Origin of the sequence: Afipia sp. GAS231 (genome assembly GCF_900103365.1) — a bacterium.
Taxonomy (GTDB): Bacteria; Pseudomonadota; Alphaproteobacteria; order Rhizobiales; family Xanthobacteraceae; genus Bradyrhizobium.
In genome coordinates, this window is sequence record NZ_LT629703.1 from 2,529,035 (window position 1) to 2,552,401 (window position 23,367).

At 62.7% G+C, this 23,367-nt stretch carries 28 protein-coding genes; 16 read left to right on the forward strand and 12 right to left on the reverse strand.

The window, feature by feature from the left end; genetic code table 11:
- Positions 1-87 precede the first annotated feature (87 nt).
- Both BLS26_RS12000 and BLS26_RS12005 read right to left on the reverse strand, forming a co-directional pair.
- The gene (locus tag BLS26_RS12000) at positions 88-897 is read right to left on the reverse strand and encodes a transglutaminase family protein (protein WP_092511286.1); all 810 of its coding nucleotides are present in this window, start codon (positions 895-897) and stop codon (positions 88-90) included.
- A 2-nt stretch (positions 898-899) separates the two neighbouring features.
- On the reverse strand, positions 900-1,901 hold the full coding sequence (locus BLS26_RS12005) for a transglutaminase family protein (protein WP_092511288.1): 1,002 nt from the start codon (positions 1,899-1,901) through the stop codon (positions 900-902).
- Between the two features lie 102 nt (positions 1,902-2,003).
- On the opposite strand from BLS26_RS12005, the gene BLS26_RS12010 reads away from it, so the two are divergent.
- A complete protein-coding gene (locus BLS26_RS12010; protein ID WP_092511290.1) occupies positions 2,004-2,807 on the forward strand; it encodes an N-formylglutamate amidohydrolase in 804 nt (267 codons plus the stop codon).
- On the opposite strand, the gene BLS26_RS12015 is transcribed toward BLS26_RS12010, so the two are convergent.
- Both BLS26_RS12015 and BLS26_RS12020 read right to left on the reverse strand, forming a co-directional pair.
- Positions 2,804-3,778, reverse strand: coding sequence for a DUF3592 domain-containing protein (locus BLS26_RS12015; RefSeq protein WP_092511292.1), 975 nt, complete (start codon positions 3,776-3,778; stop codon positions 2,804-2,806). The two genes, BLS26_RS12010 and BLS26_RS12015, sit on opposite strands and share 4 nt — an antisense overlap.
- A 101-nt stretch (positions 3,779-3,879) precedes the next feature.
- Positions 3,880-4,497: a LysE family translocator gene (locus BLS26_RS12020; RefSeq protein WP_092511294.1), complete on the reverse strand. Its 618-nt coding sequence runs from the start codon at positions 4,495-4,497 to the stop codon at positions 3,880-3,882.
- A 252-nt stretch (positions 4,498-4,749) separates the two neighbouring features.
- Between BLS26_RS12020 and BLS26_RS12025 the strand changes: the two genes are divergently transcribed.
- From BLS26_RS12025 to BLS26_RS12040, 4 genes are all read left to right on the forward strand, one after another.
- A complete protein-coding gene (locus BLS26_RS12025) occupies positions 4,750-5,073 on the forward strand; it encodes a helix-turn-helix transcriptional regulator (RefSeq protein ID WP_092511296.1) in 324 nt (107 codons plus the stop codon).
- Positions 5,070-5,480 (forward strand): SRPBCC domain-containing protein, encoded by a 411-nt coding sequence (locus BLS26_RS12030; protein WP_092511298.1) that lies wholly within the window; start codon positions 5,070-5,072, stop codon positions 5,478-5,480. The genes BLS26_RS12025 and BLS26_RS12030 overlap by 4 nt, the downstream gene beginning before the upstream one ends.
- 67 nt (positions 5,481-5,547) lie before the next feature.
- Complete coding sequence (locus BLS26_RS12035) at positions 5,548-5,763, forward strand: hypothetical protein (protein WP_092511300.1); 216 nt, start codon at positions 5,548-5,550, stop codon at positions 5,761-5,763.
- Positions 5,760-6,173, forward strand: coding sequence for a DUF1801 domain-containing protein (locus BLS26_RS12040; RefSeq protein ID WP_092511302.1), 414 nt, complete (start codon positions 5,760-5,762; stop codon positions 6,171-6,173). The genes BLS26_RS12035 and BLS26_RS12040 overlap by 4 nt, the downstream gene beginning before the upstream one ends.
- Before the next feature lie 38 nt (positions 6,174-6,211).
- Here BLS26_RS12040 and BLS26_RS35690 read toward each other — a convergent pair whose 3' ends face one another.
- Positions 6,212-6,439, reverse strand: coding sequence for a hypothetical protein (locus BLS26_RS35690; protein WP_157676428.1), 228 nt, complete (start codon positions 6,437-6,439; stop codon positions 6,212-6,214).
- A gap of 264 nt (positions 6,440-6,703) precedes the next feature.
- Between BLS26_RS35690 and BLS26_RS12045 the strand changes: the two genes are divergently transcribed.
- The 3 genes from BLS26_RS12045 to BLS26_RS12055 all read left to right on the forward strand — a co-directional run bounded on the left by BLS26_RS12045 (position 6,704) and on the right by BLS26_RS12055 (position 9,552).
- A complete protein-coding gene (locus BLS26_RS12045; RefSeq protein ID WP_157676429.1) occupies positions 6,704-7,264 on the forward strand; it encodes a gluconate 2-dehydrogenase subunit 3 family protein in 561 nt (186 codons plus the stop codon).
- A 1-nt stretch (position 7,265) separates the two neighbouring features.
- A complete protein-coding gene (locus BLS26_RS12050) occupies positions 7,266-8,858 on the forward strand; it encodes a GMC family oxidoreductase (protein ID WP_092511306.1) in 1,593 nt (530 codons plus the stop codon).
- A gap of 328 nt (positions 8,859-9,186) precedes the next feature.
- On the forward strand, positions 9,187-9,552 hold the full coding sequence (locus BLS26_RS12055; protein ID WP_092511308.1) for a hypothetical protein: 366 nt from the start codon (positions 9,187-9,189) through the stop codon (positions 9,550-9,552).
- Between the two features lie 52 nt (positions 9,553-9,604).
- On the opposite strand, the gene BLS26_RS12060 is transcribed toward BLS26_RS12055, so the two are convergent.
- Together BLS26_RS12060 and BLS26_RS12065 are read right to left on the reverse strand one after the other, a co-directional pair.
- Positions 9,605-10,327: a hypothetical protein gene (locus tag BLS26_RS12060; protein ID WP_092511310.1), complete on the reverse strand. Its 723-nt coding sequence runs from the start codon at positions 10,325-10,327 to the stop codon at positions 9,605-9,607.
- Positions 10,328-10,489: 162 nt separating this feature from the next.
- The gene (locus BLS26_RS12065) at positions 10,490-12,487 is read right to left on the reverse strand and encodes a hypothetical protein (RefSeq protein ID WP_092511312.1); all 1,998 of its coding nucleotides are present in this window, start codon (positions 12,485-12,487) and stop codon (positions 10,490-10,492) included.
- A 155-nt stretch (positions 12,488-12,642) separates the two neighbouring features.
- Between BLS26_RS12065 and ggt the strand changes: the two genes are divergently transcribed.
- On the forward strand, positions 12,643-14,427 hold the full coding sequence (gene ggt, locus BLS26_RS12070; RefSeq protein ID WP_092511314.1) for a gamma-glutamyltransferase: 1,785 nt from the start codon (positions 12,643-12,645) through the stop codon (positions 14,425-14,427).
- Between the two features lie 10 nt (positions 14,428-14,437).
- Here ggt and BLS26_RS12075 read toward each other — a convergent pair whose 3' ends face one another.
- Positions 14,438-14,980 carry a hypothetical protein gene (locus tag BLS26_RS12075; RefSeq protein ID WP_092511316.1) on the reverse strand — a complete coding sequence of 181 codons (543 nt, stop codon included), beginning with the start codon at positions 14,978-14,980 and terminating at the stop codon, positions 14,438-14,440.
- A gap of 11 nt (positions 14,981-14,991) precedes the next feature.
- Positions 14,992-16,434 (reverse strand): LVIVD repeat-containing protein, encoded by a 1,443-nt coding sequence (locus BLS26_RS12080; protein ID WP_092511318.1) that lies wholly within the window; start codon positions 16,432-16,434, stop codon positions 14,992-14,994.
- Between the two features lie 156 nt (positions 16,435-16,590).
- Between BLS26_RS12080 and BLS26_RS12085 the strand changes: the two genes are divergently transcribed.
- Positions 16,591-17,124: a cytochrome P460 family protein gene (locus BLS26_RS12085; protein WP_092511320.1), complete on the forward strand. Its 534-nt coding sequence runs from the start codon at positions 16,591-16,593 to the stop codon at positions 17,122-17,124.
- Between the two features lie 25 nt (positions 17,125-17,149).
- Here BLS26_RS12085 and BLS26_RS12090 read toward each other — a convergent pair whose 3' ends face one another.
- Entirely contained in the window at positions 17,150-18,073 is a 924-nt protein-coding gene (locus BLS26_RS12090) for an NADP-dependent oxidoreductase (protein WP_092511322.1), read from the reverse strand.
- 145 nt (positions 18,074-18,218) lie between these two features.
- Here BLS26_RS12090 and BLS26_RS12095 point away from each other — a divergent pair, with 145 nt between their 5' ends.
- From BLS26_RS12095 to BLS26_RS12115, 5 genes are read left to right on the forward strand one after another with little or no spacing between them, the layout of a single operon-like run.
- Entirely contained in the window at positions 18,219-18,533 is a 315-nt protein-coding gene (locus BLS26_RS12095; RefSeq protein ID WP_092511324.1) for a helix-turn-helix transcriptional regulator, read from the forward strand.
- Positions 18,526-19,005 carry an SRPBCC family protein gene (locus BLS26_RS12100; protein WP_092511326.1) on the forward strand — a complete coding sequence of 160 codons (480 nt, stop codon included), beginning with the start codon at positions 18,526-18,528 and terminating at the stop codon, positions 19,003-19,005. Before BLS26_RS12095 ends, BLS26_RS12100 begins: the two co-directional genes overlap by 8 nt.
- Positions 19,002-19,469 carry an SRPBCC family protein gene (locus BLS26_RS12105; protein ID WP_092511328.1) on the forward strand — a complete coding sequence of 156 codons (468 nt, stop codon included), beginning with the start codon at positions 19,002-19,004 and terminating at the stop codon, positions 19,467-19,469. Before BLS26_RS12100 ends, BLS26_RS12105 begins: the two co-directional genes overlap by 4 nt.
- Positions 19,462-19,923, forward strand: coding sequence for an SRPBCC family protein (locus BLS26_RS12110; RefSeq protein ID WP_092511330.1), 462 nt, complete (start codon positions 19,462-19,464; stop codon positions 19,921-19,923). The genes BLS26_RS12105 and BLS26_RS12110 overlap by 8 nt, the downstream gene beginning before the upstream one ends.
- An 8-nt stretch (positions 19,924-19,931) precedes the next feature.
- Positions 19,932-20,447, forward strand: a complete 516-nt coding sequence (locus BLS26_RS12115; RefSeq protein ID WP_092511332.1) for an SRPBCC family protein — start codon at positions 19,932-19,934, stop codon at positions 20,445-20,447.
- Positions 20,448-20,509: 62 nt separating this feature from the next.
- On the opposite strand, the gene BLS26_RS12120 is transcribed toward BLS26_RS12115, so the two are convergent.
- On the reverse strand, positions 20,510-21,091 hold the full coding sequence (locus BLS26_RS12120; protein ID WP_244541919.1) for a nuclear transport factor 2 family protein: 582 nt from the start codon (positions 21,089-21,091) through the stop codon (positions 20,510-20,512).
- On the opposite strand from BLS26_RS12120, the gene BLS26_RS12125 reads away from it, so the two are divergent.
- Positions 21,090-21,692, forward strand: a complete 603-nt coding sequence (locus BLS26_RS12125; RefSeq protein WP_092511336.1) for a bifunctional transcriptional activator/DNA repair enzyme AdaA — start codon at positions 21,090-21,092, stop codon at positions 21,690-21,692. The two genes, BLS26_RS12120 and BLS26_RS12125, sit on opposite strands and share 2 nt — an antisense overlap.
- Before the next feature lie 7 nt (positions 21,693-21,699).
- Here BLS26_RS12125 and BLS26_RS12130 read toward each other — a convergent pair whose 3' ends face one another.
- On the reverse strand, positions 21,700-23,310 hold the full coding sequence (locus tag BLS26_RS12130; RefSeq protein ID WP_092517967.1) for an acyl-CoA synthetase: 1,611 nt from the start codon (positions 23,308-23,310) through the stop codon (positions 21,700-21,702).
- Positions 23,311-23,367: the final 57 nt, after the last annotated feature.

Genomic DNA, 23,367 nt, shown 5'->3' on the forward strand with positions numbered 1-23,367 from the left:
CGAGCGAAGCGAAGCAATCCATCTTACCGCGCAAAGAAAGAGTGGATTGCTTCGCTTCGCTCGCAATGACGGTGTGGCTGCAGCTAGCTAAGCCACCACCTCGTCCGTCACCACCACGAACTTGACGAGGTCCATGCGGCCGAAGCTCGTGGTCAGCGCGACGTCGGCGGCGTCGCGGCCGGTGCCCATCAGGATGCGGCCGATGCGCGGGTGGTTGTGGCGGGCGTCGAAGGTGTACCACTCGCCCGACAGATAAACCTGAAACCAGCCGGAGAAATCCATCGGCGCCGGATCGCGGGGCACGCCGATATCGCCGAGATAGCCGGTGCAGTAGCGTGCCGGGATGTTCATGCAGCGGCAGAAGGTCAGCGCCAGATGCGCAAAGTCGCGGCAGACGCCGGTGCGCTGCTCATGGACGTCATGCGCCGACTTCATGTGATGGGCATGCTCGTAGCCGAAGGTGACGTGGTCGTGGACGAAATCGACGATCGCCTGCACCCGCGCCCAGCCGGGTTGGGTCGCTGAAAACAGCGACCAGGCGATATCGATCAGCTTGTCGGTCTCGCAATAGCGGCTCGGCATCAGATATTGCAGCACGTCGTCGGGCAGCCGGTCGATCGGCACTTGCTGCGCCGCCGGCGCCACCGCATCGGGCAAGCCGGAATCGCGCACGCGTGCGCGGCCCTTCAAGGTCACGCCACCGGCGGGCGCGACCAGCCGGCCGCAGATGTTGCCAAAGCTGTCGCGGTAGAAACCGATCGGCACACTGGGTTCGGCGACGATGCTTTCCTGGCCGATGATGTCTGACATGCGCGACGGGTGGATCGAGAGCATCATCACCATCGGCGTCGGCGCCACCGCCGCGTAGGAAATCTCGAAGCCGACGTCGATCTCCATGATCAGGCTTCTTCCTTTGATTCTTCAGGCTGCTCCCGAGGTTTTCCTTCGAATTGTTGCTGGGATTGGAACTGCGCCTGAAGCGGCTCTTCGAGCTGCGCGCGTTGTTCCTCAGTCCGCGCTTCGTCATCGCCCACCGACACGACGTTGATGCCGATCTCCATGCCGACATAGGCGTCGGCCGAACCGAGGTAACAGCCGTGCAGCGGGATCGCCTGGCGCGGGTCGCGCGCGACCGCGACGCGGATCAGGTCGCGGGTGCCGACGATGCCGTTGGTCGGATCGAACTCGATCCAGCCGGCGCTCGGCAGATAGACCTGCACCCAGGCATGCGTCGAGCCGCCGCCGACATAACCATGCGCGCTGTCGCCGGGAATGAACAGATAGCCCGAGACGAAGCGCGCGGCGATGCCGAGCCGGCGCAGCGCCTCGATCATGAACATCGCATAGTCGCGGCAGGTGCCCGAGCCGGTCTGCAGCGTATCGAGCGGATGCTGGGTGCCGTGCTCATGGCGCTTGCGGTAGGTGAAGGCCTCGCGGATGCCATGCGTCATGCCTGAGAGAATGTTGAAGGTCGGCGTCGGCCCGTCCGCGTCGAGAAATTGCCGCGCCCACGCCGACAATTCGCCGTTCGGATCGCCGTATTGCGGCACGATGAACTGCTGCAGGTCGGGAAATTCCTCGCGGTCATAAATGAACGGATAGAAATAGGCGGTGTCATCAGGGGTCAGCGCGAACTCTTCCGCCGGATTGTGCTCGACGGTCGCCATCGAGGTGAACGACAGCGTTTCCGAACGCTCGTCGAAGGTCGCGATCGCGACGCTGTTGCCGAACACGTCGTGGATCCAGCGCAGCGACATCGGCTCGGGCGAAATCTCGAGGCTGGACGACAGCACGCGCAGGTCATGGCCGTCGCGCGGGCGCAGCATGATTCGATGCTCGCCAAACGCCACCGGGCGGTTGTAGCGATATACGGTCTTGTGGTGGATGGTCAGGAGCGGCATCGTTCAACAATCATCGATTCTGGGTGTTCTAATCTAGTCCGAACCTTGCTCATTTGCATGTCGTATGCCGCTTGAATAGGCATCCATCAGGGGAAAACGCTTTTGACGCACGCGGACGACACAGATTTACTTCTGGGAACCGAAGATGTTCCCCCGGTCCGCGAGTTCAATGCCGCGGGACGATCGCCGTTCTTTCTCACCTGCGATCACTACGGCAGGCTGATTCCGCGCGTGCTCGGCGATCTCGGGCTGCCCGAGAGCGAACTCAAGCGGCACATCGCCTGGGACATCGGCATTGCCGGCGTCGCGGAGTCCCTATCGAAACAGCTCGACGCGCATCTGATCGTGCAGCGCTACTCGCGGCTCGTCATCGACTGCAACCGCCCGCCGCACGTCGCGAGTTCAATCCCGCGCATCAGCGAGGCCACCACCATTCCCGGCAACGAGGGCATCTCAAACGAGGCCGCCGCGACACGGCGCGCGCAAATCTTCGATTCCTATCACCGCCGCATCGACGAGATCATCGATGCGCGCCGAAATGCCGGCCTACCGACGGTGCTGGTGTCGCTGCACAGCTTTACACCCGTCTATGCCGGGATCGCGCGGCCATGGCACATCGGCACGCTCTATCACCGCGACACCCATCTGCCGCCGCTGGTGTTGAGGGGCTTGCGCGCCGAGGGCGATCTCGTGGTCGGCGACAACGAGCCCTATGCCGTGAGCGACGACACCGACTACACCATTCCCGTGCACGCCGAAGCGCGCGGCCTGATCAATACCGGTATCGAAATCCGTCAGGACCTGATCTCCGATCCGGCCGGCGAGAAATCCTGGGCGGATCGGCTGGCGCGGATTTTTGGCGAGATCGAGCCGTTGTTGCGGGCGCAGGGATTGCTTGCCGCCTAGCCGTGAAGGGCGGTGTAGTAGGTGACGCCCGCAAACGCCGCCGAGAGCAGCCACAACACCCAGGCGAAACCGATGCGCGGGTTCAGCGTCGCTTCCGACGGATTGAGCGGATTGACGTAGACCTTGACGACGGCGCCGTCCTGATAGGCGGTCATGAACTTGCGCATCAGCCAGCCCGACGTCGAGTTGCGGCCGGTGGCGAAGCGGGCTTCGACGCCGGTGTAATCGACATCGTTGAAGCGGTAGCTGTACGACACCTGCCGCTGGTACATCAGCGCGCCGCGCGATCCCTGCTCGCTCGGCGCCGCCCGGTATTGTTCGACATCCGACATCTGGATGGTGCCTGACACGACAGGCCATTTCATCGCCAATCGCATCTGCTTCTGCATCACCAGCGCGAACAGCGCGATGACGACGGCGAAAGCGCCGAACGCCATGACCAGCGGCGACACTTTTGGATCGGCCAGCCGCGCCGACAGGAATTCGGACAAACGATTGAGCCCGAATACGCCGCCGAACACGATCACCAGCACCACCGCGGTGCCGATGCCGAGACAGCCCCACAGGCCCTTCGGCAGGTCGCGTTCCAGCACGGCTTCGTTCGGGTGCAGCGGGTTATAGAAAACGGTGACGGCCATGCCGGCCGGATATTTCGCGATGGTCTCGGCGACTTCGAAATTGCCGCGGTCCTCGCCGATGCTGACGCGGTTGTTGCGCAGCACCACGCCCCTGACCGTGTATTCGTAAACGATATTGGCGAAGTTGCGCTGCTCGAAGCGGTGGCCGATCTCCCTGGAATCGTCGAGCACACGAACGTCGCGCACTTCGGAATTCGAGATCACCACCTTGCCCGGCGCCGACGGCCATTCGCGGGCGGCGCGCACTTGCAGTGTTTTATAGGCGGCGGCAAACAGAATGAGCCCGAGCGGCGCGAGCAGCATCAGGTAAACGTACCACGGCAGATCAGGCATCAAGTTCCCCCCAGAGACGGCGCGGGTATTAGACGCGCCGTCGCGGCTCTGGGTTCAAGAGCCTGACGTTCAAGAGCCTGGGGTTCAAAAGGCTCCGCGCCTCACCTTGCCCGCGTCAGCGCCAGCCAGATGCCGCCGCCGATCATGAAGCCGCCGGAGACCCGCGACAAAAGACGCGTGCGCCGGGCCGAGAAGAACCGCCGCGCGCGGCCGGCCAATATCGCATAAATCGAATCGGTGATGGCACCTGTCGCCATGAAGGTGAAGCCGAGCAACAGCACCTGCGAAAAATGATCCCGGCTCATGTCCATGAACTGCGGAATGAAGGCGCCGAAGAAGATCAGCACCTTCGGATTGGAGAGCAGCACCAGAAAGCCCTGCAGGAAAAATCCGCCGCGCGGCGGTGGCGGCGGCTCGTCGGCATTGACGCCCTCGACCGGAAAACGAACCAGCTTGTAGCCGAGCCAGATCAGATAGGCGGCGCCGGCAAAGCGCACCCAGTCGAACCAGTAACCCATGGTCGCCATCAGCGTGGTCAGTCCGACCGCGACGATACCGATCACGATCGTGAGCCCTGCCTGAACGCCGGCGATGTTGGTCAGCGCCGCGCGCGTGCCATGCCGCAGACCGTTGGCGATGACCAGCGTCACCACCGGACCCGGAATGAGCGCCAGCGCGACGCAGGCGGCGACGAAAGCGAGATAGGCCTGAAGGGACATGAGGGGAGATCCGGTGAGAGGCGGTTTTTCGAATTATGCATGCGGCGGATGGAGATGGAAACAAGGCTTCTGACTGAGCGCGACCACACCTCAGTGTTCGTCATGCCCGGGCATAGGCGAGCGGAAGCGACGCCGTCCTACGGACGGCTGTGCCCAGCCATGACGAATTTGGCGAAGGCTGCATGTTCCCAGTTGACTAACCAATAACTCGTCAGTTATGTAAGAATCCATAGCCAATGGGTTATCGATTTTATGCCGAACGCCTCCGATACGCTGTTCAAAACGCTTGCCGATCCGACCCGTCGGGCGATCTTCGAGCAATTGTGCCGCAAGGGGGAGCAGACGGTCGGTGCGCTGACGATCAAGGCCGGCGTTTCGCAACCGGCGGTCTCGAAACATCTCGGCGTGCTGAAACAGGCCGGGCTGGTGCGCGATCGCCATGAAGGCCGCCAGACCCACTACAGCGCGCAGATCGGCGCGCTCGGCCCGCTGGTCGACTGGACCAGCCAGATGACCGGCTTCTGGCAAAGCCGGTTCGATCACCTCGAAGACCTGCTCAAAAGGATGGACCAGTGAACGCAGTCGAAACCGAAACGCTTACCGTCACCGTCGAACGGGAAATCCCCTTCCCGCCGGAAAAGATCTGGCGCGCCCTGACGCAACCGCATTTGATCGAGGAGTGGCTGATGAAGAGCGACTTCAAGCCGACGGTGGATCATCGTTTCAGTTTTCGCGCCGACTGGGGCTCCGTCGATTGTCAGGTCCTGTCGATCGAGGATGGCAAGACGCTGTCCTACACCTGGGCGGCCATGGGTCTCGACAGCGTCGTCACCTGGACCCTGACGCCATCAGGCACGGGAACGCTGCTGCGCATGGAGCAAGCGGGCTTCCGCACCGATCAGAAGCAGGCGTTTCATGGCGCCCGGTTCGGATGGCAGAAATTTTTCGAAAGCCTGCAACAGGCCTTGGCGCGGACCGATTGAGGCCTATGCCTTCAACGTATTGCCGGAACACACCACGCGTTAGTACCGACCAACGGAACCACACCTCATGAAAGACACCACCCTGCGTGCGATCATTCGCTGGATTCACATCATCTGCGCCATTCCGATCATCGGCTATATCTATAGCCCGTTCGAGGTGCTTCCGGATTATGCTCCCCCGACCCGGTTCGTGTTCTTTCCCGTCATGCTGCTGTCCGGGCTGTGGATGTGGAAGGGCCACCTTGTTCGACGGCTGGCCAATCGCAGTATGAGGACGCAATGACTCCATCTGAGCGTATCGACGCGTTGATCGCAGGCATCACCGACTGGCGCGGCAAGACCTTTGCCGGCGTCCGCAAAACCATCCTCGAAGCCGACAAGGAAATCATCGAGGAGTGGAAGTGGATGGGAAGTCCGGTGTGGTCGCGCGACGGCATCATCGCCGTCGCCAACGCCCACAAAGGCAAGGTGAAGCTGACCTTCATGTACGGCGCGAAGCTTGCTGACCCCGCCAAACTGTTCAATGCGGGCCTCGAAGGCAACGAACGGCGCGCGATCGACTTTCTCGAGGGCGACAAGGTCAATGCGAAGGCGTTGAAAGATTTGATCCGATCAGCGATCGACTACAATCAGAGCCGGTTGAAGAAGAAAACGACGGCGACCAGCAAGGCGAAAAAAGCCAAGAAGGCGTGAGGCTTTCTCTCCTCGCTGGCGGACGCGCGTTTTGTGCCTCAGAGGAACGGTTGGCGGATCCGATGCAGCGGCATCACATACGTCGGATGCCCCACCGTCGTTAGATCTTTACGAGGGGCGGACGGGAGTTCCCGTGGGGGGCCTGCGAGCTGGCTATACCGATGCCCGCCGTAGACCTGCGAAGACAATGCCGACGCCGGGGCGGTGGCGGAAGCAATCGCGGCAAGGCCGAGCGCGATTGCCAGAAGTCCTGATTTGCTGAACATGACTTTCTCCTTTGGCTGGTTGCGAAGTGGCGAAGCGTCCAGCGCGCGCGGCGATCCGGACGGGGTGTGAACATTCACACCATGCCCATCCGTCACGTGACCGCGCCAAGGCGTTCGAGAGATTGTCCGGCGTTTGCGCCCGTTTACCGCCGGTTTACATGGCGTTTACGGCGCGCGCTTGATTCATCGCCTGCTTTGTCGTTCACTCTCCCCAGAACAATTCCAAGAGACGCCGCGTGCGTCCGTTCTGCCAGGGAGGAGCCGATGGATGCCATCGAGCGGCGCGTCTTTCTCAAGGGCGCGAGCATGGGTTTGCTCTCCTTTACGGTCGGCGGTGCCGATATCCTGATGACAGCCGGCGAGGCCCGCGCACGCGCGGTGCCGTTCCGCCTGCTCAATGGCGAGGAGGCCGAGACCCTGGAGGCGCTGGGTGAGGCCCTGGTGCCGGGCGCTCGCGAGGCCGGCGTCGCGCACTTCATCGACCAGCAACTCTCGGTTCCGCCCGGCGAGGCGCTACTCGAAGCCCGCATCGTCAACATCAAACCGCCGTTCGTAAATTACTATCGCGCTGCGATCGGCGGCGTCGACAAGGCGAGCACCAGCCGCAGCGGCAAGCGGTTCGCAGCACTTTCGGCTTCCGAGCAGCACGACTTCATCGACCAGCTCCGCCAGAACAAGATCGAAGGCTGGCAAGGCCCGCCGGCCGCGCAGGTCTATTTCGTGCTGCGGAGCGACGCCGTCGACGTCGTCTATGGCACCATGGAGGGATACGAGAGCTTAGGGGTTCCCTATCTGCCGCACATCGCACCCGACAAGAGGTGGTGAGATGGCGACGCAACCAAAAACGGAAGAAAAAGTCGATGTCGTGATCGCCGGCGCCGGCGCGTCCGGCTCGACGTTCGCGGCCGTGCTCGCCAAGGCCGGCAAGAAGGCGGTGTTGATCGACAACGGGCCGGACTGGCAGCTCACCGACCTGATCTCGTCGGACATATGGGGCCGCCGGATCAAGCCGGTGGGGCACCCGTTCATTCTCGAAGGCAAGCAGGTGGCGCCGATCGGCTATCACGGCGGCTGGGGCGTCGGCGGCGCCGCCCTGCATTGGTTCGCCAACGTGCCGCGCCTGCTGCCGAACGATTTCCGCATCAAGAGCGAACACAACCGCGCCCACGACTGGCCGATCGCCTATGAGGACGTCGCACCCTGGTACGACAAGGTTGCCTACGACATCGGCATCTCCGGTGACGCCAAAGCGGAGGAGGTGTGGCGGCCAGCCGGGCGCGACTATCCGATGCCGCCGATGAAGACCTTCAAAAATGGCGAGGTCTGGCTCAAGGGCTTTGCCGCCAACAATATCCGCATGGTGCCGGCGGCGGTCGCGATGAACTCGGTCGATTACAAAGACCGGCCTGCCTGCATCTATGACGGCTGGTGCCATGTCGGCTGTCCGATCGGTGCGCTCGCCAACCCGCAGGTGACTTACCTGGGCGAAGCGCGGGCGGCCGGCGCCGAGGTACGGGCGCTGAGCACGGTGACGCGCGTCCTCACCGACGCGTCCGGCAAGAAGGCGACCGGAGTCGAATATGTCGATCGCGACGGCGAAAAGCATATCCAGCCGGCCAGCGTCGTCGTGTGCGCGTCATGGGCGGCGCAGAACCCGCGGCTGCTGCTCAATTCCGCGACCGACAAGCATCCGAACGGCCTCGCCAATGCGAGCGGTCTGGTCGGCAAATACATCATGACGCATTTCACGGCGGTCACCAATGCGATGTTCGACGGCGATCTCGAAGGTGCCAAAGGCACCATCGGCGGCCAGTTCATGTCCTACGAGCGTTATTCAAAGACGGCCCACAAGGGTGCGTTCGGCTCGACCTTGCTGGTCTGCGGCGGCGCCGCCAAGGCGAGCGGCCTGACCGGCCTTCACAACGCCCGGCCTGATTTGTTCGGCCCCGCTCTCGCCGACTTCATGAAGCGCGCCGTCAGGGAATTCACCCGTTTCACGGCGGCATGCGAAGAGCAGCCGAAGATCGAGAACCGTGTCGAGCTGGTGACCCAGAAGGACGAGTTCGGAATGCCGCTCGCGCGCATCGTCCATAACTATGACGATACCGAAGCGGCGCTGTGGAACGCCAATTTCGAGGAAGGTCAGAAGATTGCCCGCGCGGCCGGCGCCAAGGAGGTATGGCAGTTGCGCACCGCGATGCCGGCGATCCATCTGATGGGCGGCACCATCATGGGAACCGGCGCCGATAACTCCGTCGTCAACAGTTTCGGCCAGACCCACGAGGTGCCGAACCTCTACGTCGCCGGACCCGGCATCTTCCCGACCTGCGGCGCTTCAAATCCGACCTACACGGTGTTCGCCCTGTCGCTGCGCGCCGCGGAGAACCTGGCGTCGAATTGGGGTGCGATTGCGGGGTGAGGCAGTTCGCGGCCAGCCCTGCATTTCTGAGGTCAACGGCGACCTAGCAGCATTCGTTGCATAATGCGGTCGCGGCAAATGAAGATATTGCGCCAACCCCGCGGCCACATGAATGACGAATCCCGCACAACAGCGACCGTTATCGTTCCGGCATTAAAAACGCCGCACCCCTGCGTGATTGCGGAAGTGCGGCATCGCCGTATTTTTTTACTTCTGTCTTTCAGAACCGTGGAAGACAACTTGTCAATTATACCGGGAACATTCGGCAATCCATGGCGTTGCGGCTTACCGGCATTATGCCCGGCGCCCACGAACCGAAGGAATAGCCATGGACAAGAAGATCGCTGGAATACTGGGAGCGGTGGCGACGCTAGGCTCGTTTACCGCCGCCGAGGCCGGTCCTGCGCCGGCTCCGGCGGACGTTTTGCGAGCTAATTCATACGCCGACCTGCTGGAGCCGATTCCGAACGCCGTCGCTCTGCTGCAGGCCGTTGACGAATCGACGCCAGCTCCCACGACGGAGAACGTCCAGTTGGCTCAATTCTACCATCATCATCATCATCATCACCACCACCATAGCTTTTACCGGCATCATCACAGCTACTATCCGCGCGTGGTCGTGGTGCCCAGGTATCGCCGATACCATCACCACCACCATCATCACCATCACAGCTTCTATCGCCGCGACTATTGAGCGACGCGCGCACGACATATGAAACGGGACCCTCCGGGTCCTGTTTTTTATCCTATTCCCGCCGGGCTTTTTCCTTCGCGGCGCGGTGCAAATGGCGGTAGGTGCCGTCGAACACTGTGTTAGTAACGGACGTCCACTCGGTCCCGGCCGATAAGTTCGGGCGATTGGCATAGATGCGCCGCGATTGCAGTTCGCGCTCGGCGCATTCCTCCTCGCTCATCGGTTCGAGATCGAAATTGGCTTCCTCCGGGATCACAATCATCTGAGCGAAAGGTTCGTTCGGCCTGAAAATATGCGTCCGCCCCTCCGCAGGCGCCTTGAACACGCAAAAGAACAGCATCGGCCACCAGTTTCGGATCAGAGCCGGTACCGCGACCGGCACGGTATCGCTGCGATCAGTATAGAATCGCGGGTGTGGTTCGCTGCGAACCGCCATGCCCTTCTCGACCTTGAGATCGAGCAGGATCTGATAGGTGTAGAAGGTATCGCCGAAATTCCGGAACGGCGGCCACTCGGCGCCGCCGTCCGGCGGCTCTCCCCAATCGGCCTCGAAGCTCAAATGGCCGTCTTTGGTGCTGACGTGCAGTTCGAAGTCATAGGGGTAGAACAACTCGATCCCGTATTGAGCGCCCTCCGAAAACGGCACACAATGCCATACCTGCTCGCGTGAACCGTTTGCGCGCGGGTCGCGCGTGCCGGCCCAACCGGGAATCTCAAGTTTCGTCCGGCGTGGCGCCAGACGTGGGTTATTCAGCCGGTATTTGACCTTGTTCATCGTACCCTCTTCACTCTGGTGCCTGCGGAACTCAAATCAGCAGGTGGGGTCGTGGTTCCATTCTAGAAGCGCGTTCTTCGCTCAGACGCGCAACGCAAGGACGCGTGCGCGTCCATCCGGCTTGATCGCAGTACGCTTCGCCGGTATCGGCCCAGACCCCGCCTAACTATGCGCGGGCCAGTGCCGCTCGCGGAACCAGGCGCGGTAACTCGACATCTTGTCGCGTTGCGCCGCCGGCGCATGACGCTTGCAGGTCGCGGCCTCGTCGCTACCAGCGGCCGCGGCCCATCGCAGCTCGACGCAGTCGTTGGGGTTGTAGGCCATCTCGAACTCGACGGCCCGATCGACCACGTCCTTGACCGACAGCGTCCACGGCGAGCCGTCGCTGCGCGTATAGGTGATCTTGCGTGAGGCCAGTTCGGACGCCAACATGCCCTGCAGTTCGGCCTTGACGTCGGCGACGCTTTTGCCGGCCGGCAGGGCGTAGCGGTCCGAGCGACGGGCGAAGCGATCGGGAAAATTCCGCACCACATCGACGGCGATCAAGAGGCGGAAGTCGCGCGCCGGCGTCGAGAAATCTTCCCAGGCGCCTGTCGCGGCGAAGATCGAAGCGCCGTCCGGCATGGTGGCGTCGCCGGCTGACTTGGCCTGCCACTTTCGTCCGTTCTCGATCGAAGTCACGCGCGTCTTGATCTGCTCGGTGAGGCTGGTGATGGCGTCCGTCATCGCCTTCACCGGATCGAGCGGATCGGGCGACATCACGTCGTCCATGCGATCGTAGAAATCCTCCATCGGCATTTGCGACTGCTCGGCCGAATAATCGCCGTAACTCGCATTCTTGCCGATCTCGGCATTGCTCAGCCGCTTCAACGGGCCGTTCTTTTCCTTCACGATGGGGCGGAAATGCTTGAAGCCGGCGGCGCCGAGCGTGGGTTCGTGCGCGAACAGGAAATTGCCGCGCCAGAAGCGCTTGCGCGTCACCGATCCGTCCGGCTCCGAGTCGACGGCGAGGAAGACGCCCGGCGTGCCGTTCAGCTCGGGAACGCGGCGCACCAGCATCAGCACGTGGCCATAGGGATCGGCATATACCGTGCCCGGGCGCAACGCCTTCTCGGTCAGCGGCACGGTGTAGAAATCGGCATTGTCGTCGCCCGCGCGCACCGCGCCGGTGTGAACGACGTCGCCGACGTCGCGCAGATATTCGCCGAAATTTGTCGGCGGCTTCGGCTTGGGCGGAGACGCCTTGGCAGCGGGCTCCGCAGCGGTCGGCTCGGCCGGCGGCGGCGGCGAACGGTTGAAGATCCCGAGCAATTTCGGCGGCTCCGTGGGCGGCGCGGCGGCGGCCGGCGCAGGATTTGGGTCGGGTGGCGGCGGCGGACGCGTCACCTCGGGATGCTCGACGTCGAACCACTGGTAGCACTTCGGCGGACTGCCGCCGATGCCGCGCGAGCAATTCGAATAGCCGTACGGCAGCCCCATCTTGAATGCGAAATAGGCGCGCAGGAAATAGACGAAGTCGGCGCAGTCGGGGCGCGAGCCCGTCTGCGTCTTGTCTTCGTTGCGTCCGAGATGATTGTAGAGGAAATTGCGCGATTGATCGCGCAGCACTTCATACCAGACTTTCCAGTCCAGATTCTGGTCGGGCGGCCCGTCGAACAGCTTTGCGATCCAGGCCGAGAACAGCGCTTCGTTGGTGCTGTTCCAGCTATCGCGCACCTGCCAGATGCTGCCCGCCGGAATGCGAAACTCCGGCTTCCTGCCGCTGACGGCGATCTCGCGCGTGACCGGGTTGCAATCCGCTGCCGTGCCGCCCGACAGCGTCGCGCGCCAGGTACCGGCGGCGGGGGCTGCGATCTCGGCGAACCAGGCATAAGGCGGCCCGTCGTGACGGTCGGACGATTTGACGGCCACGGTTCCGTCCGGCGCGATCAGCGACAGCACGCCCTCGACGGGCTTTTCGGTGACGACCATGACGCGCAGCGGTGCGCCGGTCCAGGGCGCCACCGGCGACGGCAATGCGGTGACTTCCGCCGACGTCGCGCAGCTGCCGGATGCCGCTGCGGCCGGGGATGGCGCGGTTGCCATCAACAAAGGCAGAAATCCGTGTGTGATCAGCAAGCATGTCGTCGCGGCGGAAGCTAAACGGCGCGCAAGTAGCATTTCGACATCACCCTGCTGAAGCACTTGGGAGCGGCATGCGGCCCCGGCGGGCCGGACCGCACGATACCGAATTAGCAGGAACAAGTCAGCGGAATTGATTAGACTCCGGCAGTGTTTCGCGGCTATGCGGCGGCGCGAAAGGAGAGAGGAGTTTCATGTCTTTGGCAGTTTCAAGCCGCGAACTGAAGACCAGGCCGGGGTTACGCGACATCCTTTTCGGAGCATTGACGGGAGCCTGCCTGCTCGTCGCCTGCGTTTGGCCGCTGGCCGAGGGATCAGTCGCCAACGCCGCCTCGGTGAGGCCGGTCGCTGCGGGAAAAGGCATGGTGGTCAGTGCACAGCACCTGGCGACCGAGGTCGGCGTCGACATTCTCAAGCGCGGCGGCAGTGCGATCGATGCCGCGGTCGCGGTCGGCTACGCGCTGGCCGTCGTCTATCCCGCTGCCGGCAATCTGGGCGGCGGCGGCTTCATGACGGTCTGGTTTGCCGATGGACGAAAGACCTTCCTCGACTTTCGCGAGAAGGCTCCCCGCGCAGCGACCCGGGACATGTACCTCGACAAGGACGGAAACGTTATCAAGGGCCTGACCACCACTGGCTGGCTGGCGGTTGGCGTCCCCGGCACCGTGTCGGGCCTGGAATATGCGCGACACAGGTATGGGACGATGACGCGGGCTTCGCTGATCGAGCCGGCGATCAAACTGGCCGAAAACGGATTTATCCTCGACCAGGGCGACGTCGACAAGCTCGCTGCCGCGACCGAGGATTTCAGAAAATTTCCGGCCACCGCCCAAATTTTTCTCAACAAGGGACAGCCTTTTGTCGCCGGCCAACGGCTGGTGCAGCCCGACCTTGCGGGCACGCTGCGTTTGATCGGAAAGCACGGCGCCGACGGCTTTTACAAAGGCGAGACCGGAGCGGCCATCGTCAAGGCTAGCCGGGCGGGCGGGGGGATTATCGATCAGGAGGATCTGGATAGCTACAGGACCCGCGAGCTCGCACCCATCGAGTGCGATTACCGCGGCTATCACGTGATCTCGGCGCCTCCGCCCAGTTCGGGCGGTGTCGCCGTCTGCGAGATGCTGAACATTCTGGAGGGCTACCCACTTCGCGAACTGGGGTGGGGATCTGCCCAGGCGTTGCACTACGAAATCGAGGCGATGCGTCACGCCTATGCCGATCGAAGCGGTCTTGGCGATCCCGACTTTGCCGCCATTCCGGTCCAAAAGCTGATCGACAAGAGCTATGCAACAAAAATCCGGAACACGATAAAGCCGGACAAGGCCGGAATCTCCGCCGATATCAGGCAAGGCGTCGCGCCTCACGAAGGCAGCAACACGACGCACTTCTCGATCATCGACGATGCCGGCAACGCCGTTTCGATGACGGTTACGCTCAATGACGAGTTCGGCGCGAAGGTCGTTGCATCGGGCACGGGTGTTTTGATGAATGACGAGATGGACGATTTCACGCCGAACCCGGGCGCCGCCAATGGTTACGGATCTGTCCAAGGCCAAGCGAACGCCATCGTGCCGGGCAAGACACCGCGAAGTTCGATGACGCCAAGTATTCTGACGAGGGACGGCAAGCCTGTCCTCATCCTCGGCACTCCGGGCGGAAGCCGGATCATCACCACGGTTCTGCAAACCATCCTGAACGTCGTCGATTTCCAGATGGACATTCAGGAGGCCGTCGACGCTCCCCGCATCCATAACCAGTGGCTGCCGGAGGTGACGCATACGGAGCCCTACGCGCTCTCGCCCGATACCGGCAAGGCGCTGGAGAGCATGGGACACCGGTTCGAGAACTCGGAACCGACAAATCACGTCGCGGCGATTCTTGTCGGCGCTCCCAAACTTGGAGGAAAGCCGGTCGGCCGAAACAGGCTCTTTGGGGCGAACGATCCGCGTGACGGCACCGGACAGGCGCTGGGTTACTAGGGCTCCCTCGCTAGCGGCCTTCCATCGCCGCGGCCATCCAGTTCGACATCTTCACCGAACCCAGAAAGTCCAGCGCAGTGCGCTCGACGGCTGTCGCATCGGCGCTGCCTTTTGCTACCGCGACCATCAAATCACAGCGGTGCGACACCGCGATACCGACAGCGCTATGCCGCGAGCCATCGGACATCGCGAGTTCGTAGGGCCTGATACGCCCCGCCATTTCGGCGATGCGAACCGCCCTGCCGGGCTCCAGCGGCACGAAATGTTCGCTCATCAGATCGAGATCCGCGACGCGATCGACTTCGTCGTCATCGGCAACGCCAGTGTCGCAATTGCAGAAGCCGATCTTGGGACGGACATAGACCTCGACCTCGCCGCCGCAACCGGCTGCACCACAGCGGAACGCCTTGCCCGCGGGCCAGCCGTCGCGGGGAAACGGCCAGGCGATCTCCTGCCATTCCCCGATTCCCGACCCGGCACGCTCATAGGCGGCGCCAGCCGACAACACGCCAAGCGCGACAATCCCCGCCGCGATGATGAGCCAGCGCCGCACCCGTCACATCCCTAGGGCAGGCCGGCGGCGGCGCGTGCCGGGCCGGTCAGTTCCAGAATGTGCAACCCGGTATTGGCGCGATCGACGATATAGACGTAACCGCGCTCGTCGGTTTCGACATTGTTGGTCTGGATCGCGACCTTGCAGCGGTCCTTGCCGTCGATGGTGACGCAGCGCTTGTCGGTCGCCGCCGTGATCGACGGAATGAAATAGCCGACCTCCCGGGGATGATAGGGATCGCGGATGTCGAGCGCGCGGACGCCGGCATTGAAGAAGGCGATGAACGCCATCTTCTTGTAGTAGACCGGCGCCATGCTCTCGTTGGAGGAATGCGAGCCGAACCGCCCGCCGCGCTCGCAGAAATCGCCGCTCGCCTCCGGCACGGTGTAGCTCGAGATCATCATCGGGCGGTTCTCGACCGTGACGTCGGCGAACCACACCATCTGCCGCGGCTCGCTGCACTCGTTCAGGATCGCCTCGTCGACGATCATCACGATGTCGCGGTTCTTGCCGTCCTTGTCCTTGGCGAATTCGGCGATCGGCATGCCCAGCATCGGAAACGTCGTATGCGCCCCGTTAAGCGCCGACATCGGCATCCGCGAAATTTCCGGCAGACGCAGATTGTCCGGTGTCGGCTCCTTTGGTCCGTTGATGAGCTTGTCGCGGTCGACGATTTGCACGAAGCCGCCCCTGTTGGTGCCGTAACCGAAATAGACCCGGTTGCCGGAGGGACCGGTCGAGATCGGGCCATGCAGTTCGGTCGGCACCGCGCCGGTCGAGCCGGGCTCTTGGCCGGGCAATCCGAAATCGCGAATTTTGACGGGATGGGCGGGATCGCTGAGATCATAGACCTGCGTCATGCGACGGGTGCGCCAGTCCGGCGCGCCGGAGACCAGAAACGCGATACCGGTGTCACACTCCCACCAGTTCTTGTGGGTGTCCTTCAAACCGCCGAGCCGCGTGATCAGCACCGGATTGGCGGGATCGGCGACATTCCAGATCTCATGTGCTTCGCCGCCGAAAGTTCGCAACATATAGACCGCATCGCGATCGCCCTTCGGCAGTTGCTTGCCGTCGCAAATCCGCACCATCTGCGCGCCGCCGGCCTCGTACTTTCCTTCCTGCCCCGGAATATGGCGCAGATATTTCGGCTGCGCGGGATCGGTGACGTCGACGATCGAGGTGCCGTTGGGTTCGGCCTTGCCGGTCTGCGGATTGACCGGCGTTGGAATGTCATCGGTGCCGCCGTGATGACCGATATAGGCGATCCAGCGATCGCCCTGGTGATGAATGGTCGGCTGATAGGCGCTGCGGGCCTGCAGGTCGTTATACCCGACCAGCTTCATGTTGGAGGCTTCCGGGGGGCTGCCGATCTTCTGCGGTTCCGAAGCGGCGCCATGGGCGCAGGCGATTGAAAATGCGACGAGAATTGCGAGTCTGACGCGACCACCCATGTTTTTTCCACCCGGTTACCGGCCAATCTTTGCTGGCTCGTTCAAGAGGATATCATAGCGAAGTCCACTCGCCTTGCACTACGCTCAAGCAAAAACAATTTGCCGGTGATCAACCTCTGAGAGTTCGGTCGACGACAATTCGGGAAAGGATCAGCCATGAAGAGCAACAACAAGTTCAAAATCGTCCTCGCGACAGCCGTGCTCGCCGCCCTCGGCGGCGCGGCCGTTTGCGCGCAAGACAAATACGCACTGAAAACGCCTGACGGCGTCGCGTTCTCCGACTTCAGGGGATACGAGGACTGGGCCGTGGTCTCTTCCGCCCGAACCGACGAAGTGCTGAAGGTGATCGTCGCCAATCCGGCCATGATCGAAGCCTACAAGGCCGGCATCCCCGGCAACGGCAAGCCGTTCCCGGACGGCGCCATGATCGCGAAGCTGCAGTGGAAGCCGAAGAAGAGCACGGAGGCTCCTTTCGCCGTGGATGTGCCTGACGTGTTCTCGCAGGCCTTCGTCATGGAAAAGGACAGCGCAAGATTTCCGAAAAGCGGCGGATGGGGATACGCGCTGTTCAATTATGAAGCCGCATCCGACACGTTCGCGGCCGATCCCAGCCCCTCGGATTGCGGACACGCGTGCCACGTGGCCGTGAAGGCGAAGGACTACATTTTTCATCCGTACCAGAAACGTTGAACCGCGCGCCGGCTTTCCCGAAGCTTCAACGAACCAGAAAAACCAGCTTGCCGCGAAAGTGGCGCGACTGGCTCACCTCATGCGCGGTCACCGCCTCGCTTAGCTTGTAGCGCGTCACTTCCGGCGGCCGGACGGCGCCGATGCCAACCAGTTCGAGGATGCGTTCGAGATGCCGCCGGTCGCGGCCGACGCTGGGCCGCAGGGCAACGACATCGCTGCGATCCGGCTTTGGCGCCTGCGGTCCCGAAGCAATGAAGGCTGCCCGGCCGCCTGGCTTCAACACCGCGAAGGATCGCTGCGCGACATCTCCGCCGACAGTATCGAAGACCGCGTCGCAGTCGCTCACCACCTTGGTAAAATCCACCGCATTGTAGTCGATGATCTCGTCGGCGCCGATCTCGCGCAGGTAATCATGGTTCGACCTGCTCGCGGTCGTGATCACGCGGGCGCCGAGATGTTTCGACAACTGGATGGCAAAGCTGGCGACACCGCCGGCGCCGCCCTGGATCAGGATGGTTTCACCGGCCTTCAGCTTCAACGTATCTTCGACGGTGCAAATCGCCGTCAATCCGGCCAACGCCAGGGCTGCGGCATCGACATGGGACAGGCCGCCGGTCTTTTTGGCGACGATGGCCGCCTTGATCGCGATCTTCTCCGCATAGGCGCCCTCCTGGCCGACGTCGCAGACGCCGAACACCTCGTCGCCGACGCGCAGATCCGAAACACCTTCCCCGATTGCGGAAACCACGCCGGAAAAATCCCGTCCGAGAATATAGGGGAAACGCGCAAGCTGACCGGATTTGCCCTCGCGCACCTTCCAGTCCGCGCCGTTGACGCTGGCCGCAGCGATGTCGACCACGACCTCGCCGGATGGGGCCACCGGATCCGGCATCTCCCCGAATTTGAGAACCTCCGGTCCGCCGTGTCGTTCGATGAAGGCAGCTTTCATTGTGGTTCCCCGGTCGTTTCCCGATGTGATGGAACGAGGCTCGCATGTTTAACCGCCGCCTTCAAATTCGCCGGCTGCCCGCCCCCGCAAGTCCGTGAAGGCCGGGACTTGACATGCAACCATTTGGTTGCCTATTATGTCAGCCATGGATGAAGTCTTCAAAGCGCTGGCCGATGCGTCACGACGCTCGCTGCTGGACCGGCTTCACGCCCAGAACGGACAGACGCTGAACGAACTCTGCGACGGCCTCGCCATGACGCGGCAGGCGGTGACGAAGCACCTTGGGATTCTCGAAGCGGCCAACCTCGTGAGCACGCTGAAACATGGCCGCGAAAAACTGCACTACCTCAATCCCGTCCCGATCCATCAGATCGGCGAACGCTGGATCAAGAAATTCGAGCGCGGCAAGCTCACCGCGCTCAGCGAGTTGAAACGGCAACTGGAGAAGCGCGATGAGTAAGCCCGAATTCGTCTACACCATCTATATCGCCGCCACGCCGGAGCGCGTGTTCGCGGCGCTGACCGACGCGAAGATGTCGGAGCAGTACTGGCACGGCAATTCCGTGCATTCGGACTGGGAGATCGGCTCGCCGTTCCTGCTGCGGCTGGCCCACCACGATAGCAACGTCACCGGCGAGGTGCTCGAATATGACCCGCCGCACCGGCTCGCCTACTCGTTCCGCGCTCACGACGGATCAGACGGCGGCAGGGCGTCGCGCGTTACCTTCGACATCGAGCGCCAACGCGGCCAGGTCCGGCTGACGATAGTCCATGACGGCTTCAAGCCCGGCAGTCCGGTGCTCGAGCGCGTTGCCAGGGGCTGGCCGCTGATCCTGTCCAGCCTCAAGAGCTTCATCGAAGGCGGCAAAGTGCTCTACGCACCCTGGTACGAGGCCGCGGCGCCGGCGAATGCGGCGGGAGCAGCGCGATGAGCCGGCCCGAGTTCGTCTACGTCACCTATATCGAAACCACGGCCGACAAGCTCTGGCAGGCGCTGACCGACGGCGACTTCACCGAGCGCTACTGGTTCGGCTACCGGATCGCCTCCGACTGGAAGGTCGGATCGCCTTACACATTTGGCAGCGGGGGCAAGCCGACCAACGAGGGCAAGGTGCTGATATCGGATCCGCCGAAACGGCTGGCCTACACCTGGGACCCCTGCTCCGCGGAAGCCAAGCGCGAACAGATCTCGCGCGTCACCTTCGATCTCGAGCCGCATGGCGCCACCGTCAAGCTGACCGTGACGCACGACAATCTCGACGAAGGCGGCAAGACCCTGCGCGACATCTCCGGCGGCTGGCCGATGGTGATCGCGAGCCTGAAGAGCCTGCTGGAGACCGGACATGCCCTCCCCTCTGATCTACCGTCGATCGCAATGGAGACTTCCTGTGCCTAAGCCCGAATTCGTCTACACCACCTATATCGAGACCACGCCGGAGAAACTCTGGCACGCACTGACCGATGGCAATTTCACCGAACGTTACTGGTTCGGCGCACGTCTGCGGTCGGACTGGAAAGTGGGTTCATCTTTTGAAATGGTGCGGAGCGACGGCAGCGTTTCCGACGCCGGCAAGGTGGTCGAGTGCGATCCCCCAAAGCGGCTGGCCTATACGTTCATCAACCTGTCCGACACCTACAAGAACGAGTTTCCCGCCCTCGCCACGTTTGTGCTCGAACCCTATGGCAAGCTCGTGAAACTGACGCTGACCCATGAAGGCTTTTCGGAGGGCAGCCAGTTCTTTAACGGGATCTCGAAAGGGTGGCCCGCGATCCTGTCCAGCCTCAAGAGCATTCTGGAAACCGGACAGCCGCTGGAAATCCCGTTCGAAGCACTCAAGATGGAAAACTGAGTCCTGCGATGGATATCAACACCTTTAAGCCGGCCATCGTCTACACCATCTACATCGCCTCGACGCCCGAGAAGGTGTGGCAGGCGCTGACGACGGCCGAATTCAGCCGGAAGTACTTTTTCGGCAACGCGGTCGAGGTCGATCAGAAAGTCGGCGGGGCCTACGTCGTACGCACGCCGGATGACGCATTGCACATCAGCGGCGAGGTGATCGAATACGACCCGCCGCGCAAGCTCACGGTCACCTTCAACGTCAACTGGCCGGAACTGATCGAGAAGCTCGGGCCGACGCTGGTCACCTACGAGATCGAGCAGGCCGGCGACGCCGTGAAACTGACGATGCTGCAATCGCACGACCGCGACCTCAGCGACGACATCCTCGAAGGCGGCCGCCAGGGCTGGCCGGCGATCCTGTCGAGCCTGAAGAGCCTGCTGGAGACCGGGCAACCGTTGGCGATCAAGATGGCGCCGCCGCAGCGGATGCTGGCCGCGCTGAAGGCGATGGGGATCGCGACGCCGGGCTAACTGTCGTCCCGCGCTTACCGGATTCTCAATTACCCCGCCGTCCCGGCGAACTGCCGGCTGTCTCAAGCGGGACGCGACAGCGGCAAACTCGACGCAAGCGGGTGCCCGGCGCCGAACACCTGGCGGTGGCCGCTCATCGTATCCATGTACTCCTGCACGCGAGCAACGCGCCCCTCGCGGCATTCGAAGATGAAGCAGTATCTCAACCGGTAAGGCTGTGCGTTCGGCAGCGTTGCGGTCATCTCCTCTTCGACAATGACGAACCGGCCGTCGGCGTGAAACCCGAGGAACTTGATGGCAACGTCCTTGTACAATCGCTGCATGCCATGGGCCACGAAGGCGGCGATCTCGGCGGGCCCCTTCATGTGATCGGTGACGCCCAAGGCGACCGCCGTCGCGTTTGCCCTCGGCGCGATCCACTCGGCGTCATCTGTAAAGAAAGCGGCAATCCTGTCTGGTTCCCTGGTCGAAAATGCGGTCCAGACCTGCTGAACCAATTCGCGGCTTTGTTCGGTTTGCATATTGTTTACTACTCCTTCGTCGCATGCCACGATCGCTGCGTGGATGCGATGATGTCTCACGAAGGGTCCGTGTGCTGCTCGCCAAATCCGGACTCCATCCTCTTGGGCCGAACGGAAGATCATGCTGGACAACGCGACCTGTGAAGCGGCCTGGCGCGTGCGCAACCCGGCCTATGACGGGCGCTTCTTCATCGGCGTTCGCAGCACGGGCGTCTATTGCCGCTGCGTGTGCCCGGTCAGATTGCCACTGCGTCGCAATGTCGAATTTCTACCGAGCGCGGCCGCCGCCGAAGCCGCCGGCTTTCGGCCCTGCCTGCGGTGCCGGCCGGAAGCGGCGCCAACCTCGTCCGCATGGAAAGGCACTCTGGCGACTGTCGAGAGGGCGATCCGTCTCATTGTCGATGAGGGTGCCCTTGATGGTGAAGGGGCGACGGTGGAACGATTGGCTGATCGCCTGGGTGTCGGCGCCCGCCATTTGACCCGGCTGTTTGAGCGGCATCTCGGCGCGTCGCCGACGCAATTGGCGTGCACCGCGCGGATCCAGCGGGCAAAGCGTCTGCTCGACGAGACCAGCCTCACGATGACGGAGATTGCCTTGCGCGCCGGTTTTCGAAGCCTGCGACGGTTCAATTCCAGCTTTAGCGAGCTCTACAAGCGCCCGCCATCTTCGATGCGCCGCCGAACGTCTTCCGATGCGCGCGCCGCGCCACCCGGGAACCCATAAGCGTCCCTCAGCCCAGCGCGCGCAGCTCGCGCCGCAGCACCTTGCCGGTCGCCGTCATCGGCAGCGTTTCGGCGAACTGGACGAAGCGCGGATATTCGTGGGCGGCGAGTTGCACTTTCACGAACTCCTGGATCTCGCGCGCCAAGGCGTCGTCGGGCTTGAAGCCCGGGCGCAGCACGATCCAGGCCTTGATCGATTCGGTGCGGATCGGATCGGGAATGCCGACCACCGCCGACATCGCCACCGCCGGATGCTTCATCAGCGTGTGCTCGATTTCCGACGGCCCGACGCGATAGCCGGCCGTGGTGATGACGTCGTCCTCGCGGCTGACGTACCAGAAGTAATCGTCCTCATCCTGGACGCCGAGATCGCCGGTCAGTAAAAAATCGCCGGCATATTTTTTTGCCGTCGCGTCCGGGTTCTTCCAGTATTCGATCATGGTGCACGGGCAGGGCTGGCGCACGCCGATAACGCCGCGCTGTCCGCGCGGCAATTCCTCGCCCTGGTCGTTGACGATACGGACGTCGAAGCCGGGCGTCGCCTTGCCCATCGAGCCGGGCCGGATCGGAAACAGGTTCGAGTTGCTGCCGATCACCAGATTGCACTCGGTCTGGCCGAACACCTCGTGCGCATCGATACCAAAAGTCTCGCGCACCCAGCCCAGCAACTCGCCGCCGAGCGATTCACCGCCGGTGAAAATGCTGCGCAGTTTCACCCCACGGTTTTTTACATCGGCCTGCCGCATCAGTTTCAGCGCGGTCGGCGGCAGGAACACGTTGCGAATGCCGAGTTCAGCCATCATCGCCATCGCCGCCTGCGGCTCGAATTTTCGCGCGCGATGACCGACAAGTGGAATGCCGTGATACCAGAACGCGTAAAGCCCGTTGATCAGCCCGCCGATCCAGGCCCAGTCGGCCGGCGTCCACATCAGGTCGCCGGGTCTCGGCAAAAAATTGTGGCACATCTCGACATTGGGCAGATGGCCGAGCACAACGCGGTGCGCATGCAGCGCGCCCTTCGGGTTACCCGTCGTGCCCGAGGTGTAGATGATCAGCGCGGGATCGTCAGCCGAGGTATCGATGGTGACAAAATCAGGCGAGGCCGCTTTCAGGGACGGCCAGAACGGTTTTGTGCCGGCCGGCGCCTTGTCGCCGATGATGTAGATGTTCTTCAGCCCGGGCAGCCGATCGCGGATTTTCGACAGTTTCTCCCAGCCGGCTTCGTCGGTGACGATGGCCTTGGCTTCCGAATTCGACAGCCGAAACTCCAGCGCGTCCTCGCCGAACAGCGCGAACAACGGAATCGAGATCATGGCGGCGCGATAGGCCGCGAGATGGGCGATCGGCAGTTCCAGCGACTGCGACAGGAACACCGCGACGCGGTCGCGGCGCTCCAGCCCGTCGGCGACCAGCACATTGGCGAAGCGGCGCGACATGTCGGCGACCTCGTCGAACGAGGTGCGCGTCGTGGTGCCGTCATCGTTGACATAGACCAGCGCCAGCCGGCCGGTGCCGTCGGCATGGCGATCGCAACACGCGATCGCGATGTTAAAGCGCGCGGGCACGTCCCAGCGGAAGTTGCGGTAGAGCTCGTCGTAGGTAGAAGCTTCGGTGAGCATGTTTCCGTCCATCGTCATGGCCGGACTTCCGGCCATCCACGTCTTCTTTTTGTGCCG

Coding starts and splice junctions, on each gene's coding strand:
- BLS26_RS12060 (WP_092511310.1), bottom strand. CDS start 10,327: ATGAACAAGGTCAAATACCGGCTGAATAACCCACGTCTGGCGCCACGC.
- BLS26_RS12105 (WP_092511328.1), top strand. CDS start 19,002: ATGAGCCGGCCCGAGTTCGTCTACGTCACCTATATCGAAACCACGGCC.
- BLS26_RS12120 (WP_244541919.1), bottom strand. CDS start 21,091: ATGATCTTCCGTTCGGCCCAAGAGGATGGAGTCCGGATTTGGCGAGCA.
- BLS26_RS12065 (WP_092511312.1), bottom strand. CDS start 12,487: ATGCTACTTGCGCGCCGTTTAGCTTCCGCCGCGACGACATGCTTGCTG.
- ggt (WP_092511314.1), top strand. CDS start 12,643: ATGTCTTTGGCAGTTTCAAGCCGCGAACTGAAGACCAGGCCGGGGTTA.
- BLS26_RS12025 (WP_092511296.1), top strand. CDS start 4,750: ATGCCGAACGCCTCCGATACGCTGTTCAAAACGCTTGCCGATCCGACC.
- BLS26_RS12100 (WP_092511326.1), top strand. CDS start 18,526: ATGAGTAAGCCCGAATTCGTCTACACCATCTATATCGCCGCCACGCCG.
- BLS26_RS12080 (WP_092511318.1), bottom strand. CDS start 16,434: ATGGGTGGTCGCGTCAGACTCGCAATTCTCGTCGCATTTTCAATCGCC.
- BLS26_RS12055 (WP_092511308.1), top strand. CDS start 9,187: ATGGACAAGAAGATCGCTGGAATACTGGGAGCGGTGGCGACGCTAGGC.
- BLS26_RS12020 (WP_092511294.1), bottom strand. CDS start 4,497: ATGTCCCTTCAGGCCTATCTCGCTTTCGTCGCCGCCTGCGTCGCGCTG.
- BLS26_RS12040 (WP_092511302.1), top strand. CDS start 5,760: ATGACTCCATCTGAGCGTATCGACGCGTTGATCGCAGGCATCACCGAC.
- BLS26_RS12130 (WP_092517967.1), bottom strand. CDS start 23,310: ATGCTCACCGAAGCTTCTACCTACGACGAGCTCTACCGCAACTTCCGC.
- BLS26_RS35690 (WP_157676428.1), bottom strand. CDS start 6,439: ATGTTCAGCAAATCAGGACTTCTGGCAATCGCGCTCGGCCTTGCCGCG.
- BLS26_RS12000 (WP_092511286.1), bottom strand. CDS start 897: ATGGAGATCGACGTCGGCTTCGAGATTTCCTACGCGGCGGTGGCGCCG.
- BLS26_RS12095 (WP_092511324.1), top strand. CDS start 18,219: ATGGATGAAGTCTTCAAAGCGCTGGCCGATGCGTCACGACGCTCGCTG.
- BLS26_RS12035 (WP_092511300.1), top strand. CDS start 5,548: ATGAAAGACACCACCCTGCGTGCGATCATTCGCTGGATTCACATCATC.
- BLS26_RS12015 (WP_092511292.1), bottom strand. CDS start 3,778: ATGCCTGATCTGCCGTGGTACGTTTACCTGATGCTGCTCGCGCCGCTC.
- BLS26_RS12045 (WP_157676429.1), top strand. CDS start 6,704: ATGGATGCCATCGAGCGGCGCGTCTTTCTCAAGGGCGCGAGCATGGGT.
- BLS26_RS12115 (WP_092511332.1), top strand. CDS start 19,932: ATGGATATCAACACCTTTAAGCCGGCCATCGTCTACACCATCTACATC.
- BLS26_RS12090 (WP_092511322.1), bottom strand. CDS start 18,073: ATGAAAGCTGCCTTCATCGAACGACACGGCGGACCGGAGGTTCTCAAA.
- BLS26_RS12085 (WP_092511320.1), top strand. CDS start 16,591: ATGAAGAGCAACAACAAGTTCAAAATCGTCCTCGCGACAGCCGTGCTC.
- BLS26_RS12050 (WP_092511306.1), top strand. CDS start 7,266: ATGGCGACGCAACCAAAAACGGAAGAAAAAGTCGATGTCGTGATCGCC.
- BLS26_RS12125 (WP_092511336.1), top strand. CDS start 21,090: ATGCTGGACAACGCGACCTGTGAAGCGGCCTGGCGCGTGCGCAACCCG.
- BLS26_RS12005 (WP_092511288.1), bottom strand. CDS start 1,901: ATGCCGCTCCTGACCATCCACCACAAGACCGTATATCGCTACAACCGC.